12 protein-coding genes are annotated in these 16,370 nt (G+C 73.2%); 9 read left to right on the top strand and 3 right to left on the bottom strand.

Translation table 11 applies throughout. The features are described from left to right. The 7 genes from ACIQ8J_RS07330 to ACIQ8J_RS07300 all read left to right on the top strand — a co-directional run. Positions 1-1,827: hypothetical protein (locus ACIQ8J_RS07330; RefSeq protein ID WP_403266642.1), on the top strand; the 1,827-nt coding region annotated here is incomplete at its 5' end. Then, positions 1,811-2,704, top strand: coding sequence for a pentapeptide repeat-containing protein (locus tag ACIQ8J_RS07325; RefSeq protein ID WP_403266645.1), 894 nt, complete (start codon positions 1,811-1,813; stop codon positions 2,702-2,704). The genes ACIQ8J_RS07330 and ACIQ8J_RS07325, both read left to right, overlap by 17 nt. A 64-nt stretch (positions 2,705-2,768) precedes the next feature. Next, positions 2,769-3,077, top strand: a complete 309-nt coding sequence (locus tag ACIQ8J_RS07320; RefSeq protein ID WP_399053767.1) for a hypothetical protein — start codon at positions 2,769-2,771, stop codon at positions 3,075-3,077. A gap of 13 nt (positions 3,078-3,090) precedes the next feature. After that, on the top strand, positions 3,091-4,455 hold the full coding sequence (gene eccD / locus ACIQ8J_RS07315; protein WP_403266648.1) for a type VII secretion integral membrane protein EccD: 1,365 nt from the start codon (positions 3,091-3,093) through the stop codon (positions 4,453-4,455). A gap of 20 nt (positions 4,456-4,475) precedes the next feature. Next, positions 4,476-5,882 (top strand): type VII secretion protein, encoded by a 1,407-nt coding sequence (locus tag ACIQ8J_RS07310; protein ID WP_403266651.1) that lies wholly within the window; start codon positions 4,476-4,478, stop codon positions 5,880-5,882. Further along, positions 5,879-9,886, top strand: a complete 4,008-nt coding sequence (gene eccCa / locus ACIQ8J_RS07305; protein WP_403266654.1) for a type VII secretion protein EccCa — start codon at positions 5,879-5,881, stop codon at positions 9,884-9,886. Before ACIQ8J_RS07310 ends, eccCa begins: the two co-directional genes overlap by 4 nt. Further along, positions 9,883-11,310, top strand: a complete 1,428-nt coding sequence (locus ACIQ8J_RS07300) for a DUF6177 family protein (protein ID WP_403266657.1) — start codon at positions 9,883-9,885, stop codon at positions 11,308-11,310. Before eccCa ends, ACIQ8J_RS07300 begins: the two co-directional genes overlap by 4 nt. Positions 11,311-11,331: 21 nt before the next feature. Here ACIQ8J_RS07300 and ACIQ8J_RS07295 read toward each other — a convergent pair whose 3' ends face one another. Both ACIQ8J_RS07295 and ACIQ8J_RS07290 read right to left on the bottom strand, forming a co-directional pair. Continuing rightward, complete coding sequence (locus ACIQ8J_RS07295) at positions 11,332-12,432, bottom strand: PP2C family protein-serine/threonine phosphatase (protein ID WP_403266659.1); 1,101 nt, start codon at positions 12,430-12,432, stop codon at positions 11,332-11,334. A gap of 101 nt (positions 12,433-12,533) precedes the next feature. Next, positions 12,534-13,598 carry a Ku protein gene (locus ACIQ8J_RS07290; RefSeq protein ID WP_403266661.1) on the bottom strand — a complete coding sequence of 355 codons (1,065 nt, stop codon included), beginning with the start codon at positions 13,596-13,598 and terminating at the stop codon, positions 12,534-12,536. A 59-nt stretch (positions 13,599-13,657) separates the two neighbouring features. On the opposite strand from ACIQ8J_RS07290, the gene ligD reads away from it, so the two are divergent. Both ligD and ACIQ8J_RS07280 read left to right on the top strand, forming a co-directional pair. Further along, complete coding sequence (ligD, locus tag ACIQ8J_RS07285; RefSeq protein WP_403266664.1) at positions 13,658-14,542, top strand: non-homologous end-joining DNA ligase; 885 nt, start codon at positions 13,658-13,660, stop codon at positions 14,540-14,542. Next, a complete protein-coding gene (locus ACIQ8J_RS07280; RefSeq protein WP_403266667.1) occupies positions 14,539-15,474 on the top strand; it encodes an ATP-dependent DNA ligase in 936 nt (311 codons plus the stop codon). Before ligD ends, ACIQ8J_RS07280 begins: the two co-directional genes overlap by 4 nt. 30 nt (positions 15,475-15,504) lie before the next feature. Here ACIQ8J_RS07280 and ACIQ8J_RS07275 read toward each other — a convergent pair whose 3' ends face one another. Beyond that, entirely contained in the window at positions 15,505-16,308 is an 804-nt protein-coding gene (locus ACIQ8J_RS07275) for a nuclease-related domain-containing protein (protein ID WP_403266670.1), read from the bottom strand. Positions 16,309-16,370 lie beyond the last annotated feature (62 nt).

Here is a 16,370-nt window from a genome sequence, read left to right as displayed (position 1 = left end):
GTCGGCGACCTCCTCAGCGGACTCAAAAACATCTACACCGGCACCTACAAAGACGCCCTCCCCGGCCTCGGACACCTCAACGACATCAAGCTCGGCACCGAGGACGTGCCCGTCATCAAGGGCAACTACGCGGAATGGCCCGGCGGCAGCCGCCTGGACCTCAGCGACGGCAAGGTCTCCAAGCCGGACGGCACCGAGGTCCCCGCCCACGTCGAGCTCTCCGCCGACCAGATCGCCCAGCTCAAGAGCTCCCTTCCGCACCGGGCGCCCGCCCTGGTCGGCGCGCACCCGGGCGAGAACGCGGTGCCGGAGCACGTGCCCGGCGGCACGGCCAACGACCTGGGCCGCGCCCCCGGCGGCACCGCCCACGACCTCGGGCCCTCCGCCAGTCATGAGCCCCCGGCCGGGTCGCACAACTCCGGCCCCGCGCACGGCACACCCGGTTCCGGGCCCTCGCACGGAGATCTCGGCACGGGTGGGCACAGCGGCGGTACGCACCCCGGCGACTCGGGGGCGTCCAGTGGAGCTGCGGGTGGTGGCGGCGATGCCGGGGGTCCCCCGGTCTCCGGTGGCTCGCATCTGCCGGACGGGCCCGCCGAGCCGCGCGGCAATCTGCCCGACGGTTCCTGGGAGGGGCCGCAGGGGCTGCACCTGGATCCACATGCCAACACGGCCGCCGACCAGTTCATGCACCGGGCCCAGTCGGCCGAGCCGGGCATCACCGACGCCGTGAAGTCGGCCGCCGACCGGGTGGACCACGGGAAGCTCAACGGCCTGGAGTACCGCCTGAAGGGCGAGGACTCGCTCAAGCGCAAGATCGCGACGGCGCTGCACGACGATCCGATGCTCCGGCCCGAGGACGCGCTCGGCGGCGTCAAGGACTCGCTGCGGTACACGGTCGAGCTGCCCGCCAAGGACTACGCGCACGGCGTGCAGCAGGCGGTCGACGACTTCCGCGGCCGGGGGTTCGAGAACGTCACGTTCAAGAACACCTGGGACAGCGCGGGCTACAAGGGCATCAACTCGACCTGGCGCGACCCGGTTTCGGGCCAGGTCTTCGAGGTGCAGTTCCACACCCCGGAGAGCTTCACGGCCAAGATGGACGGCCATGTTCTCTACGAGAAGGAGCGGTTGCCCGGGGTTTCCCACGACGCCCTCGCGGCCATCCGGGCCGAGCAGAGCGAATTGTTCGGCAAGGTGCCGGTGCCGCACGGGGCCGGGGATCTTCACATTGATCTCGGTCATGCCCCGCACGGTTCGGCATTGCCGGAGGCTCCCCATGTCGAGCACACTCAGCACGGCGATGCTTCCGTCCATGGGAATGGTCCTCCGCCGGAACTGACTCCCGCCGAGCGTGCGGTGCACGATTCGCATCTCCAGGCGCTGGAGAAGAAGTACGACCACGATTTCGACGTCTTGAAGCAGGACCCCGACCACAAGGGGAAGGTCAAGCCGTCGGAGATGGACGAGGCGCGGGTCGCTCTCGACATGCGGGAGAGCGGCAAGCTGCCCTCCGATATCCAGCGTCCGCCCGGTGCCAATCAGGGTGACCTGTACTCGCCGAGCGCCGGGGAGTTCTACGACATCAAGGGCGTACACTCCGACTGGCCTCCCCTCAATAACGTGCGCGACAAGTCCCTGCCGTTCAAGGGTGCGTACGATCCCGCGAACAACGGGGGCTGGGTGCGAAAGCTGGAGGACCAGATCGTGAACAGGAAGCGCAAGGTCATTCTCGACATGCGCAATGCCGATCAGGCCGCTATTGACGATGTCAGGGCAATTGTCGAAGACCATGGGTGGAGTGATCGGGTTGTCTGGTATCCGTGACGAGGGCGAGCAGCGGATCGTCCGGGCCATGCCGAAGGACCCGGAAGCGGTGGCCGCGCTCCGCGAGTGGGTCGAGCAACCGGGTTCGCTGCTCGCCGGCGACAGGCTCGATCTGACGTCCGCCGACCTGTCCGGCGCCGATTTCGGCGGCGGCATGCTGGCCGAGGCCGTGCTCAGGGACGCGGTGCTCGTGGGCACGGATCTCTACCGGGCCCATATGGAAGGCGCGGTGCTCGACGACGCCGACCTGACGGGCGCCTGCCTCGTCAAGGCCGTCCTGGACGAGGCCTCCTTGCGGCGGGCGAAGCTGGACGGCGCGGATCTGGGCAGCGCCGAGCTGTACGAGAGCGACGCCCGGGGCGCCCTGCTGCGCGGCGCGCGGCTCAACGGCGCCTCGCTGCTCGGCACCCTGTTGCAGGGCGCGGACCTCACCGGTGCCTCGGTGAAGGAGACTTCGTTCCGCGTCGTGGTCGACGAACACACCGTCGTCGAGGGCCTGTCGGGCACGGTGTACGGGCCGATGGTTGTGGAGAGCGGTGAGCAGCGCCGCGAAGTCGGCGGCCGGGAACTGGAGTTGTGGCTGAACGGCCGGGGCGCCGATGTGCGGGTGATCGACCCTGCGTCGCGGCACATCACGTACTACGCGAAGATCGGCGAGGGCTATCCGCGGAGCAGTCCGCGCGGTATCGTCCGACGCCGTTTCCTTGACGGGGTCGCGTACGACGAGGCGTTCACCCGGAATCTCAGGTGGGAGCCGACCGAGTATCTCCGGCTCTACGAACTCGGCCACAACGAGATCGACCACGTGGAGATCACCGAGCAGGAGGCGGACTCCTTCGTCGCCGCGGTGACCGCGAAGCTCCGCGAACGCCCGTAATTCCGGTCCGCATCGGCAGGATTGCCGTGCGGAATGTGCAGGATCCTAAGGAGATTGCTCGGGCATGACTGCCGCGCAGGACTACGACAGCCAATTGCTGGAGTCGGTTTCGGTACGACGCCGGCGGCTTCGCGATGCCCTTCTGTTCGGGGGGCAGCGGGGGCGGCGGTCGGTCGACGAGCGACTCGGCAAGGTATTTGCCGGAATTGTGATTGCGGCGGTGCTGTGCGCGGGATGCGTCGGCTGGTCGTTCATTTCGCACAAGCTCATCGGCAAGACGCCGTACGGGACTTCGGTTCAGCCGTCTTCGGCACCCTCTTCGCCCGCTTCTCAGCCCGCTTCTTCACCCGCCGTGAAGTCTTCGGCCCGATGATAGGTTCGCACGCGTGATAGCTACGGGATCTCTGAGCCGTACGGCATTGAGCCGGGTCACTCTGGTCGGGGAACAGCGTCGGGTGGATCTCGTTCTGCCGTCCGAAGAGCCAATTGGGCTGCTGCTGCCCGAAATCATGCGGCTGCTCGGCGACGGTCCGGGCGGCCGGCCGATGCTGCGCCATCTGACGACGGCCGACGGTTCGGTACTCGCCCAGGACGCCACGCTGGCCTCGGCGGGCGTGCCGGACGGGGCGGTGCTGCGTCTGGTGCGGGTCGAGGACGCGCCTTCGGCGCCGGTGGTGCACGACGTCACCGACGAGGCCGCCGACGATCTGGACGTACGGGCCTGGCGCTGGCGGCCCGCCGCGCGGCGGGCGGTCGCCGGGCTCGCGACGGTCGGCTGGGCGCTGGCGGCCGGGATGCTGGCGCGCGAGGAGTTCGCGCTGCCGGCCGTCGGCGGGGTGCTGCTCGCCGTCGCCGCGCTCGGGGCGGTCGTCGGGGCGGTGCTCGGGCGGACCGGTCGGCGCGGGCCCGCGACCACGCTGATCGTCACGGCCGGGGTGCTGGCCGTGCTCGGGGCGTGGACGCTGTCCGATGCGTACGGCTGGCCGGGCGGGGCGCGGCTCGGCGCGGTCGCGGGTGCGGTGGTGGTGGCGCTGGCGCTGCTCGGGGTGTTCTCGCCGCTCGGGCGGGGCGGGCTCATCGGCGCCGGGGCGGTCGCCGGGGGCGGGCTCTGCTGGGAGACCGTGATCGCGGTGCAGTCCGGGGCCGGTACGGCGGTCGGGCAGGCGCGGGCCGGGGCGATCGTGGTGATCGTGTCGGCGGTGGTGCTCGGGGTGCTGCCGCGCCTCGCGCTGATGGCGTCCGGGCTCTCGGGCCTGGACGACCGGCGCTCCGGCGGCGCGTCGGTGAGCCGCTACCAGGTGTCGACCGCGCTCGCGGCCACGCATCGCGGGCTCGCGCTCGCCACGGTGGTCGTGGCGGCCTGCGCGGCGGTCGCCGGGATCCTGGTGCTGCGAGCGCCTACCGTGTGGACGGTGCCGCTCGCCTCGGTCGTCGCGGTGGTCCTCGCCCTGCGCGCGCGGGCCTATCCGCTGGTCGCCGAGGTCGTGGGGCTGTTCGCGGCGGCGGCCGCGGTGGCCGGACGGCTGGCCTGGGTCTGGTGGGAGCGCACCGGTGCGGTCGGCCCGCTGGCGCTGCTCGTGGTCCTCGCGGTGGTACCGGTCGCGGTCCTCGTCGTCCAGCCCGCGGACCATGTACGGGTCCGGCTGCGGCGGTTCGGCGACGCGCTGGAATCGATCGGCGTGATCGCGCTGTTCCCGCTGGTGCTCGGGGTGTTCGGGGTGTACGGGCGTCTGCTCGGCACGTTCGCGTAAGTATGCGTAAGGGTCGGGATGTGGCTGTGGGCGAGGACTGGCAGCGCGATGTGCTGCGCGAGCTGAACGCGGGGGGCCCGGCGGAGCCGGACGCGCGGCCGGATGCGCGGCCGGACGCGGGTGACTCGGAGGAGTTGGCCGGACAGCCGTATGCGGGCCCGGCGGAGGGGACGTTCCGGATACCCCGGGCCGAACCGCGCGGCGCGTCCGCCTCCCGCGAGCCGCGTACTGGGCTTCCCGCGAGCGGCGTTGACGCCCCCGGTACGGCGAGCGCGGACCCCCGCCAGGTCCCGCCCTCCCAGGAACCCGCGGGGCCCGTTGAGACGGGCCCTCACCGGGACGCACCCGGCACGGCAGGAACGGATCCCCACCAGCCCCCCTCCCCCCGGCTCGACGCCGTCGCGGCCGCACGCGCCGCCGCGCAGTACGGACCCGGTGCCCCGGACGCCCGGCCCGCCACCCTGCCCGAGCTCCGCATGCCCGGTGGGCAGGCGGCCGTGCCCATGGCCACCCCCGAGTCCGTGCCCACCGTCGATCCGCGGCTCGCCGTGGCGCTCGGGAAGGCCGTGCACGGGGACCCGGTGACGAAGCGGGCCGGGCGGTCGGTGCGCAAGCTCACCTCATCGGCCGCGCAGGACGTGGCCGAGGAGACGCGGATCGGGCGCGAGTTGCAGCAGCCCGTGACGACCGGACGGGTCATCGCGGTCACCTCGATCCGCGGCGGGGTCGGCAAGACGACGGTGGCCGCGCTGCTCGCCCGGAGCTTCAACCACTACCGGCACGATCCGGTGCTCGCCCTGGAGGCGGACGGTGCGCTCGGTACGCTGCCGGTCCGGCTCGGCGCCGAATCGGTGCGCTGGTCCTGCGCCGATCTCGCCCACATCCTCACCCCGGCCATGCAGTTGACCGATGTCACCGGCTATCTCGTGCCGGTCGCGGACGGCGGCTGGCTGCTGCCCGCGAGCCAGGGCCGCCTCGGCGCACCGCTGAGCATGCGGACGTACCGCACCGTGACGCTCGCGCTGCGGCGGTACTTCGCGGTGACCGTGGTGGACTGCGAGACGCTGCCCGGCGAGGTGGCGCGTACCGCGATGGACACCGCGCACGCCCGGATCGTGGTCGCGCCGATGACCGCGGAGGGCGTCGGCGCCACCCGGGTCGTCCTGGACTGGCTCGGTCACCTCCCGCACTCGGCGCTGGCCACCACGGTGGTGGCGCTCACCGCCAACTCCCCCGACATGACACTGGACTTGAAGGCCGCCACCGCGCATCTGCGGGAGGCGGGCGTCACCGTGCTTCCGGTCCCCTACGACCGGCATCTGGCCCAGGGAGGCCCCATCCAGACCGCACTGCTCGGCCGGGCGACCAGGCAGGCCGCCGTTTCGCTGGCCGCCGAGGCAATGGAGCGGGCGGTGAGGGTGCGATGACGCTGCATCAGATCCACCGCCCGGCGCGCTCCACCCGGCCGGCCGCCCCCGCGGCGCCGCGCGCCATCGAGCCGCCGCCGAACCTTCCCGAGGGCAAGACGGGCGGGGCCGCCACCGCGCTGCTCCCGATGGCCGGAGTGATGAGCTCGGTCATCATGATGACGGTGATCCGCAACAGCCAGTTCGCAGGGCTCGGCGCCATCGTCCTGGTCGTGGCGCTGCTCGGCGCGGTCGCGCTGTTCCTGTCCCAGCGGGGCAAGGCCCAGCGCACCCGGCGCACCCAGCGCGAGCGCTACCTCGAATACCTGGAGGAGCAGCGCGAGGAACTCGGCGCCGTGGAGCGGGAGTCCAGGCTCCAGGCGCGGCTGCTCAACCCGCCGCCGCAGGCGCTGTACGACCTGCTGCGGGATCCGGCGCGGCTGTGGGAGCGGCGGCGCGGCGACGCGGACTTCCTGCGGGTGCGGGTGGGCACCGGCACCGTACCGACGCAGGATCTGTCGATCGGGCAGAACAGCAGCGGGGGTGTGCTGACTCCGCCGGACCCGTTCATGCTGAACGAGGCGCGGGCGCTGGTGGCCCGGTACGCCACCGCCACCGAGTCGCCGCTGACGGTGCCGCTCGACCGGGCCGGGAACGTGAGCGTGGTCGGCGACCGCGAGGGGGTGCTGCGGGTCGCGCGGGCGCTGCTCGTCCAGGCGGCCGTCACGCACGCCCCGGACGATCTGGCGATCGCGCTCGGCGTGCCGGGCGAGCGGCTGGAGGACTGGGAGTGGGCCAAGTGGCTGCCCCATGTCCTGGACGCGCTGGAGAGCGACGGCCCGGTGGCCGCGCGGCGTATCGCGCCGAGCCTGCCGCAGCTGGCCCGGCTGATGCGTACGGATCTGCGGCAGCGGGCGTCGTACGCGGCGGAGGTGCGCCGGGGCCTGTCCGACCGCAACGCGCTGGGGATGATCGACCGGCTGCTCGTGGTGAGCGACGAGTACGGCGCCACCGCCGATGAACTGCCCCGCCCGGACACGGCGGTCGGTCTCACGGACATGGGTGTGACGGTGCTGCACCTCCTTGAGCAGCAGGTGCACGAACCGGACCAGGTGAGCGTGCGGATCAGTGTGGAGGGCGACCGGATCACGGTCGAGGATCTGCGCGATCCGGCCGGTCCGAGGCCGCCGCTGTCCTACGGGCTCTCCGACGAGGTGAGCCGGGCCGGGGCCGAGGGCCTCGCGCGCATGCTGGCGCCGCTGCGGCTCTCCGCCGAGTCGGTGGCCGAGGGCACCCCGGTGACCGGCCCGGTGGACTTCCCGCAGTTGCTCGGCATCGAGGACCCGGCGGATCTGGACATCGACCGGCTGTGGGCGCCGCGCGGCGAGCGGGCGTTCCTGCGGGTGCCGATCGGCCTGGACGACCGGCACCAGCCGGTGCTGCTCGACCTGAAGGAGTCCTCCGAGCTGGGCATGGGCCCGCACGGCCTGTGCGTGGGCGCGACCGGCTCCGGCAAGAGCGAGCTGCTCCGCACCCTGGTGCTCGCGCTGGTCGCCGCGCACCCGCCGGAGGATCTGGCGCTGGTCCTGGTCGACTACAAGGGCGGTGCGACGTTCGCGCCGTTCGCGGAGCTGCCGCACGTGGCGGGCGTCATCACCAACCTGGAGAACCAGGCGGGCCTCGTGGAGCGGGTGCACACGAGCCTCGCGGGCGAGGTCAAGCGGCGTCAGCAGGTCCTGAAGGACGCGGGCAACGTCGCCGACATCGGGCACTACGCCGCGCTGCGCGCGGAGCGGCCCGAGCTCGAACCGCTCCCCCACCTCTTCGTGGTGATCGACGAGTTCGGTGAACTCCTCACCGCCAAGCCGGACTTCATCGACCTGTTCCTGTCGATCGGCCGGATCGGCCGCTCCATCGGCGTACATCTGCTGCTTTCGAGCCAGCGCATCGAGGGCGGCAGGCTCAAGGGCCTCGACACCTACCTCTCCTACCGTCTCGGCCTGCGGACCTTCTCCGCCGACGAGTCGCGCACGGTCCTGGACACGACGGACGCCTTCAACCTGCCGCCGCTGCCCGGCTTCGGCTATCTGAAGGTCGACACCTCGACGTACGAGCGCTTCAAGGCGGGGTACGTCTCCGGCGCCTACCGGGGTCCCGCCGTCCTGGAACAGCAGGACGACACCCCGCTCGCCTGGCCGTACGAGACGTTCAACTCCCTTACCGAAGAGGAGAGTTCGGACTCGGCGGCCGAGCCGGCGATGCGGGAGCGGGAGACCGGGCCGACCGTCATGTCGGCGATGGTCGACCAGCTGCGCGCGGCCGCCGAGCCGGTGCGCCGGATCTGGCTGCCCCCGCTGCCGTCGGCCATCAGCCTCGATTCCGCCGCGGGCCCGCTCCAGGTCTCCGAGCGCGGCATCCAGCTCAGCCACCGCCCCGGACCCATGCGGGTGCCGCTCGGCCTCCTCGACGATCCGGGCCGGCAGTGGCAGGGGCCCTGGACGCTCGATCTGACGGTGGCCGGCGGGCATGTGGCCGTCATCGGCGGCCCCCAGTCCGGCAAGACCACCCTGCTGCGCACCATCGCGCTCTCGCTGGCCCTGACCCACACCCCGGCCCAAGTGGCCCTGTACGGGCTCGACCTGGTGGGTGGCGGTCTGGCCGCCCTTGCCGGTCTTCCGCACGTCGGCGGGATCGCCGGGCGGGCCGACCACGAGCGGGCCGCGCGGACCGTCGCCGAGGTGCGGGCCATGCTCGCCGCCCGGGAGGCGCTATTCCGCGAGCACGGCATCGACTCGGTGGACGAGCTGCGCGGCCTGCGCGCCCAGGGCCGGCTGCCCGAGCTCGGCTCGACCGATGTCGTCCTGCTCGTGGACGGGTACGGCGCGCTGCGCGACGAGTTCGCCGATCTGGACGACGCGGTGGCCGATCTGCTCAAGCGCGGCAGCGGCTACGGCATCCACATCGTGGCGGGCATGCTGCGCTGGAACGACGTGCGGATCGCCACCCAGTCGATGTTCGGCACCCAGCTGGAGCTGCGGCTCAACGACCCGTCCGACTCGGCGATCGACCGCAAGCTGTCCGAGACGCTCGCCGTGGACACCCCCGGGCGCGTGCTGACCAACGGCAAGCTGTTCGCGCAGGCCGCGCTGCCGCGCACCGACTCGGTGGCCTCGGTGACCGACCTGGGCCCCGCCCTGGAGGACGCGGCCCGCACCGTCAAGGCCACCTGGCACGGTGAACTCGCCTCTCCCGTACGGGTGTTGCCGACCAGGCTGCCCGCGCAGCGGCTGCCGTCGGCGGCCGCCGAGCCGAGGCGGATCCCCATCGCGGTCGACCAGGACGCCCTGGACCCCGTACTCCTCGATCTGTTCGAGCACGACCAGCATCTGCTGATCCTCGGCGACAACGAGTGCGGCAAGACCAATCTGCTCAAGCTCATCGCCCAGCAGTTCACCGCCCGCTACAGCGACGAGGAGCTGGTCTTCGCGGTGTTCGACCCGCGCCGCGGGCTGCGCGGCGTGGTGCCCGAGCCGTACCGCGGGGGCTATGCGCACAACGCGAAGATCAGTGCGGGGCTCGCCGCGGGGATCGCCACCGAGCTGGAGAAGCGCCTGCCGGACGAGAGCGTCGACCACGACGCGCTGCCGGAGGGGCCCGCGTTCAGCGGTCCGCGCATCGTCGTCCTCGTCGACGACTACGACATCCTCACCACCGCGGGCCAGCAGCCGCTCGCGCCGTTCCTGCCGTACATCTCCTCCGCGCAGGACATCGGGCTGCACTTCGTGGTGGCCCGCCGTGTCGCGGGTTCCTCGCGCGCGCTGTACGAACCGTTCCTGACCACCCTGCGCGAGACCGGCACCGCGGCCCTGGTGATGACGGGCGACCGTACCGAGGGCCAGTTGTTCCCCGGTCTGTACGCGTCCGCGCAGCCGCCGGGCCGCGGCTATCTGGTCCGCCGCGGCCGCCGCCACCAGCTCGTCCAGACCGCCCTCGCGCACCAGCCGGAAGAAGCAGAGCACTCGTGACCAAGGACGTCATCGCCCTCACCCCGAAGATGCCCGACACCTGGGCCCTGCTCGCGGGGCTCTACGCCGGCGGCCCCGGCCTCGCCGTCGACACCGGCCACGACGAGGCGGTGGTCCAGCTCTGCGCGGCGGACGGACGGCCGCTCGTCTCGCTCGAAGCGCCGCTGCTCGTGCAGGTGCCCGGCGAGGCGGAGCGCCTCCTCGGCGGTCAAGTCCCGTCTCCCCAGGGCCCGTTCTGGTGGACGGAGGTGCGGGCCTCCACCGCGCTGCCCGAGGCGGAACGGCTCGCGGGTTCGGTGGCGGGGCGGCTCACCCTGCTGCTCGGCGGCACCGCCTGGCCGCCCGGCGCCGCGAGCACCGAGGTCGTCCCGGTCGGCCGGGACGGCGAGGTGAGCGCGCGCCCCGCGGCCGGCGGGGCCCATCCGACGGTGGACGTGCTCACCGAGTCGACCGCGGTCGTCATCTGCGACCGGCCGGTCATCGCGCTGAGCGCCTGGCTCTCGCACATCCTGCGCGCCACCGTCGAGAGCCGCCGCGCCCTCCAGATCGTGACCCCGCCGGGCGTGCGGCTCAGCCTTCCGCTGCGTACGGCACTGACCGGCGCCCCCAACCGCTGGGTGGTGAAGGACCCCGACTGCGGCTACTACGACGGGCTGTCCGGGGCGGTGCTGCGCTGGCAGGACGGCACCTTCGCACCGGCCGCCACGGAATCGGGCGAGGCCGTCCTGGCCGAGGCGTTCGGCTCGCCCGCACTCACCTCCGAGCGGCAGCTGACCGTCGCGTTCCGCACCGTGCACAACGCGGACGAGAACCTGGTGCTCGGCCGCGCCCTGGAGACCGCCTGGCAGTCGCTGACCGGCGCGGCCCCGGCCGGCTGGAGCACCGCCGAACCGATCAACCTCCCTTGGTCCGCACGGCAGTTGACCGACCTCGCCCGGGATCGGGCCCCCGAGCCCACCCACCTGCTCGCCGTCGGGGACCCCGCCCGGCCCGCGCTGGCCGGGCTCCGGATCAGCCGGGTCGAGCGGGGCGTGGCGGCGGACGCCACCCTCACCCTCGGGTACGGCGCGGACGAGGCACCCCCGCTGGACGCGGTGGAGTCGCTCGCGAAGACGCTGGCCGCCGAACACGGCCTGACCCACATGCTCGTCTCGCTGCGCCGGGCCCGCCGCGACCTGGCGGTGCCGGCGCACTTCGAGGCGCCGCCGATCCCGGTGTCGTACACGCTGGGCGCGGACGGGGTGGCGAAGGCCGGCCTCTTCCACGCCCGCCGCCCGCCCCTGGCCCTGCGCCCGGTCCAACTCGGCCCCGACAGCGCCCCCGCGCTCCACTACCCGCTCGGCGACGGCACGGACGCGGAAACGTGGCCGATGCTGGAGAAGCTGACGGCGCACTTGGAGGGGCCGAGCGCACCACAGGGCTGAGCCCCAAAGGGGCGCGGCACTTCACGGTGGCCCGAGCTGTTCGCGGTGGCGGAGCAGGAGCATCGCCGCGTCGTCGTGCAGCGGTCCCTCCGAGTGCTGGATCAGGTCGCGCCGCAGGGCCTCCAGCGCCGCTTCGGGGTCGGGGTCCTTGAGGAGGAGCGTGCGGGCGCCGAGGGGGTAGAAGGTGCCCGCCCGGTCGCGGGCCTCGGTGACGCCGTCGGTGTAGAGCAGGAGCTGGTCCCCGGGGGCGAAGGCGACCTTGAAGGGCTGCGGGCCGTCCCCCGAGCCGAGCCCGAGGCCGAGCGGCAGTGCGTAAGCGGGTTCGGGGAAGGACACCGAGCCGTCGGCGCGTACCAACAGGGGTGGCGGATGGCCGTAGTTGAGGAACACCGCCCCGTTCACGGGGTCGAGTTCGGCGATGATGGCGGTGACGAACTTCTCGCCCTGCAGGGCCCGTTCGGCCGCCCGCTCCACCCGCGCGCCGACGCCCGTCAGGTCCGGCTCGTCGTGCGCGGCCTCCCGGAACGCGCCGAGCACCACGGCCGCCGTCTCCACCGCTTCCAGGCCCTTGCCCTGTACGTCCCCGATGATCACGCGCACCCCCTCGGGCGCGGACACCACCTCGTACAGGTCCCCGCCGATCGCGGCCTCCGCGACCGCCGAGGTGTACGAGACCGCCGCGCGCAGATGGCCCGCGCTGCGCGGCACCGGCCGCAGCAGGACGCGCTGGGCGACCTCGGCGATGGAGCGCACGCCGGCGAGTTCGGCCTCGCGGCGCTGGCGCATCACGGCCCCGGCCACGCCCGCCGCGGTCACCCCGACGACCGCGGCGAGCGTGGCGAAGCCCCGGCGCTCCGCGAAGAGGTCGCTGTAGATCCCGAGCCCGACCCCGGCGGCCAGGGCGAGCAGCCCGATGGCGACGGTGCGCCGCCAGCCGCCGACCAGGCCCGCGAAGGCGGGGCCGAGCGAGACCAGCGGCAGCAGTCCGACGCCGGGCCCCGCGATCAGGTTGGCCACGACGACCAGCGCGAGCACGGCGTACGGCAGTACGGAGAGCACGACGGGAGCCGGACGGTACTGCTCCTCGGTGGGGGTGTGGCCCTCCCGGGTTCTTCGCACCATGGCCGCACCCCTTTCACACGCCTTGGGCATCCATCTCGCCAGCGCGGGCACGGCGCAATCCTTCCGTTACCGAATCGACGCCACGTGCCGTGAGCGTGCGCTCAGGCGCTGGCGCGCTTCTTCGGGCTCGCGGTCTTCTTCGCCGCGGTCTTCCCCGCGGTGGTGGCCGTGGACTTCTTCGCCCCGGTGGACTTGGGGCTCGCCGCGGCGGACTTCTTGGCGGCGGTGCTCTTCACCGGGGTGCTCTTCGCGGCGGTCTTCTTCGCCGGGGCCGCCTGCTTCGCCGCCGTCTTCTTCGCGGGTGCGCTCCCGCGGGCCGCGGACTTGCGCGGGCTGAGCCGGGTGACCTCGGCGACCGCCCCGCCGTCGCCCGCCGCCTCGCCCTCGCCGCGGGAGGCCTTCGCGGCCTTGACACTGTTCTCCAACGCGGCCATCAGGTCGATGACCTTGCCACCGCCGGAGGCCGGGGCCACCTCCGCGGGAATGAGGGCGCCGTCCGCCTTGGCGGCGATGAGTTCCTCGACGGCCGTACGGTAGTCGTCGTGCAGGGTCGACACATCGACCTCGCCGAGGGTGTCCATCAGGGCGTCGGCCAGGTCGAGTTCGGCCTCGCGCACGCTGACGTCGGTCTCGGGGGCGACGCCTTCGCGGGCGCGGATCTCGTCCGGCCAGAGCAGCCCGTGCATCGCGATCACGTCGTCTACCACCCGCAGCATGCCCAGCCGCTCCCGCCCGCGCAGGGCGAACTTGGCGATGGCGACCTTCCGGCTCCGCTTGAGGGCCTCGCGCAGCAGGGTGTACGGCTTCGCGGCGGGCACGCCATTGGCGGAGAGGTAGTAGGCGGCGTCCATCTGGAGCGGGTCGATCGAGTCGCCCGGCACGAAGGCGACGATCTCGATCGTCCTGGCGGTGGGCAGCGGCAGGGAGGCCAGATCGGCGTCGGTGATCGGGATCAGCGAGCCGTCGGCGTCCTCGTACGCCTTGCCGATGTCGGCGGCGTCCAGCTCCTCGCCGTCCAGCTCGCACACCTTGCGGTAGCGGACCCGGCCGCCGTCCGCCGGGTGGATCTGGCGAAACGAGATCGAATGGTTCTCGGTGGCATTCACGAGCTTGATCGGGATGCTGACCAGGCCGAACGAAATCGCACCGTTCCAGATTGATCGCACGGTTTCTCCTCTTCGTCCCCGAGGAGGGTGGTTCGCGTGGTTCGTGGGACTCTCATCGTATGACGCCGATCACGGAGGTGGAGGGGCGGCGGATCCCCCTCTCGAATCTGGAGAAGGTGCTGTACCCGGCGACCGGCACCACCAAGGGCGAGCTGCTGCACTACTGCGCGTCCGTCGCCGGGGCGCTCCTGGCGCATCTGCACAACCGCCCGGTGTCGTTCCTGCGCTTCCCGGACGGCCCGGCGGGCCAGCACTTCTTCACCAAGAACCCGCCGCCGGGCACCCCCTCCTGGGTGAAGATCGCCGAGGTGCCGCGCTCGGAGAGCAGGGCGGCCCGGCAGGTCGTGGTGTCCGACCTGGCGACGCTGATGTGGGCGGCGAACCTGGTGGTGGAGTTCCACACCCCGCAGTGGCAGGCGGACGCACCCGCCCTGGCCGACCGGCTGGTCCTCGACCTGGACCCGGGCGCGCCCGCGAGCATCGTCGAGTGCTGCGCGGTGGCACGGTGGCTGCGCGAGCGCCTCGCGGCGGACGGGCTGCACGCGTACGCCAAGACCTCGGGCTCCAAGGGGCTGCATCTGCTCGCCCCCCTTGAGCCGACCCCGTCCGAGCAGGTCGCGGCGTACGCGAAGACGCTGGCCAGGGAGGCGGAGGCAGCACTTGCGGGCCTGGTCACCCACAAGATGGCGAAGGCGCTGCGGCCCGGCAAGGTGTTCATCGACTTCAGCCAGAACGCCGCCGCGAAGACCACCGCCACGCCCTACACCGTGCGCGCCAAGGAGCGGCCCACTGTGTCGGCGCCGGTCTCCTGGCAGGAGGTCGAGTCGTGCGCCGCCCCGGCCGACCTGACGTTCCTGATCGGGGACATCGGGCCCCGCCTGGAACGGGACGGCGATCTGCTGGGCCCGCTGATCAACCTCAACCGGGCGGGCCGCCTGCCGTGAACGCGGCGCCGCTGCGGCCGCCGCTCACCGTCGCCCTCGCGGAGGCGGTGGGGACGCTGCCGCGCGGGGCGGGGTGGGCGTACGAGCCGAAGTTCGACGGGCACCGGATGGTGGTGTTCCGGCAGGCCGAGCGGGTCGTGCTCCAAGCCCGCTCGGGGCGGATCATCACGGCCGCCTTCCCCGATCTGGCCGACGCGGCAAGGGAGTTGGCGCCCGGCACGGTGCTCGACGGGGAGGTCGTGGTGTGGACCGGCGGGCGCACCGACTTCGCCGCCGTCCAGCGCCGGGCCGCCGCCACCGCGGCGCGGGCCCCCCTCCTCGCCCGCCGCCTGCCGGCCTCGTACGCCGCCTTCGACCTCCTGGCGGACGGCGGCCGGGACGTGCGGGCCCTGCCGTACGAGCGGCGACGCGCGCGGCTCCTGGAGATCCTGGCCCCGCTGGGCCCGCCGCTCCAGGCGGTGCCGATGACGACCTCGGCCGAGACCGCGCTGACCTGGTACGAGACGCTGCCCGCGAGCGGCATCGAGGGTCTGGTGGCCAAGCGGCTCGACGCCCCGTACCGGGCCGGGCACCGCGCCTGGCGCAAGCTGCGGCACACCGACACCCGCGAGGCGGTGGTGGTCGGCCACACCGGGAGCCCGTCCCGCCCGGCCGCGCTCGTCCTGGTGCTGCCCGACGACGACGTGCCGGTGGTGTCGGGCCCGCTGTCCGCCGCCCTGCGCGCGGAGGCCGGGCGGGCACTGGCCCCGCTGGTGGCGGAGGGCACCGGGACGGCGGTCGCGGCGGGGCTCGGCGAGGTGGCGTACCGGGCGGTGCGGGCGGGGCTGCTCGCGGAGGTCGAGTGGGCGACCACGCGGCACGCCGGGGCGGTGGTGCTGCGGCTGCGCGAGGCGGAGGGGACCGAGGGCGGGGAGGAGGGGGCCGCCGGTTGAAAGGCCCTGGCGTCAAGGCCGAGGCCCGCGTCAGACCCGCAGCCAGGTCCTGCGGTCCCGTGCCGTCCAGTACAGGGCCTCCACGTCCGCCGGTTTGAGTACGCCGCCGAGGCGGGCGAGGTCCGGGATCTCGGTGTCCTTGAGGACCCGTACGTCGTGGACTTCGGGCGGGCCGGGCTCCACCCGGTCCGCGCCGACCAGGACCAGCACCGGGCGCACCGCGGCCGCCAGCGCGAGGGAGGCACGTTCGGCCTCGTGGCGGGCGCCGCGCAGGAGCGGCACCGGGGCCGCGTGGCCCACGGTCACCAGCGGGTCGGCGATCCGCACCCGGTGGCGCCGGGTGTTCAGGGCGTGGACGGTGAGGACGCCCGCCGGGCCGACGAGGAGGTGGTCGATCCTGGCCTCGCCGGGCAGCGGGACCGAGTGCAGGACCCGCCAGCCCGCGGCTTCGAGCCGTTCGAGGGCGGCCCCGGCGAGCTGCTGTGCGGCCAGCTCGCGGCGCCGGGGGTCGGCCCGGAAGCGGTGCGCGGATCCGTACCGTTCCAGCTCGGTCAGGAGCGCCTCGCCGGGCCGGTTCGGGGCGAGGTCGTCGTCCGGGTGGAGGGAGAGCCTCGCCAGGTCGGCCGGGGTCGGCACCGGCGGCGGCCCGACGACGGGCTCCCCGACGACATAGGGGCGCAGCGCGGCGAGCACCTCGTCCCTGCGGTCGGCGAGCAGCAGGGAGACGTGCCCGGTGTCGCGGTCGTACCAGGCGACGCTGCGCCCGTCCGGCAGGCTGACGTACAGTCGCGCCTGTCCGTGCCGGTGCACCGGTGTCACCCGCAGTCCTGCCATGCCCCATCACCCCACCCCGACCATGGGAACAGCCCGATGCCCGTGAGGGCAATAAGTCGGGT

Origin of the sequence: Streptomyces sp. NPDC094147, from assembly GCF_044764265.1 — a bacterium.
In the GTDB taxonomy this organism is placed as follows: Bacteria; Actinomycetota; Actinomycetes; order Streptomycetales; family Streptomycetaceae; genus Streptomyces.
The sequence above is the reverse complement of the archived record's forward strand: the minus strand, read 5'-3'. Positions and strand labels throughout refer to the sequence as shown.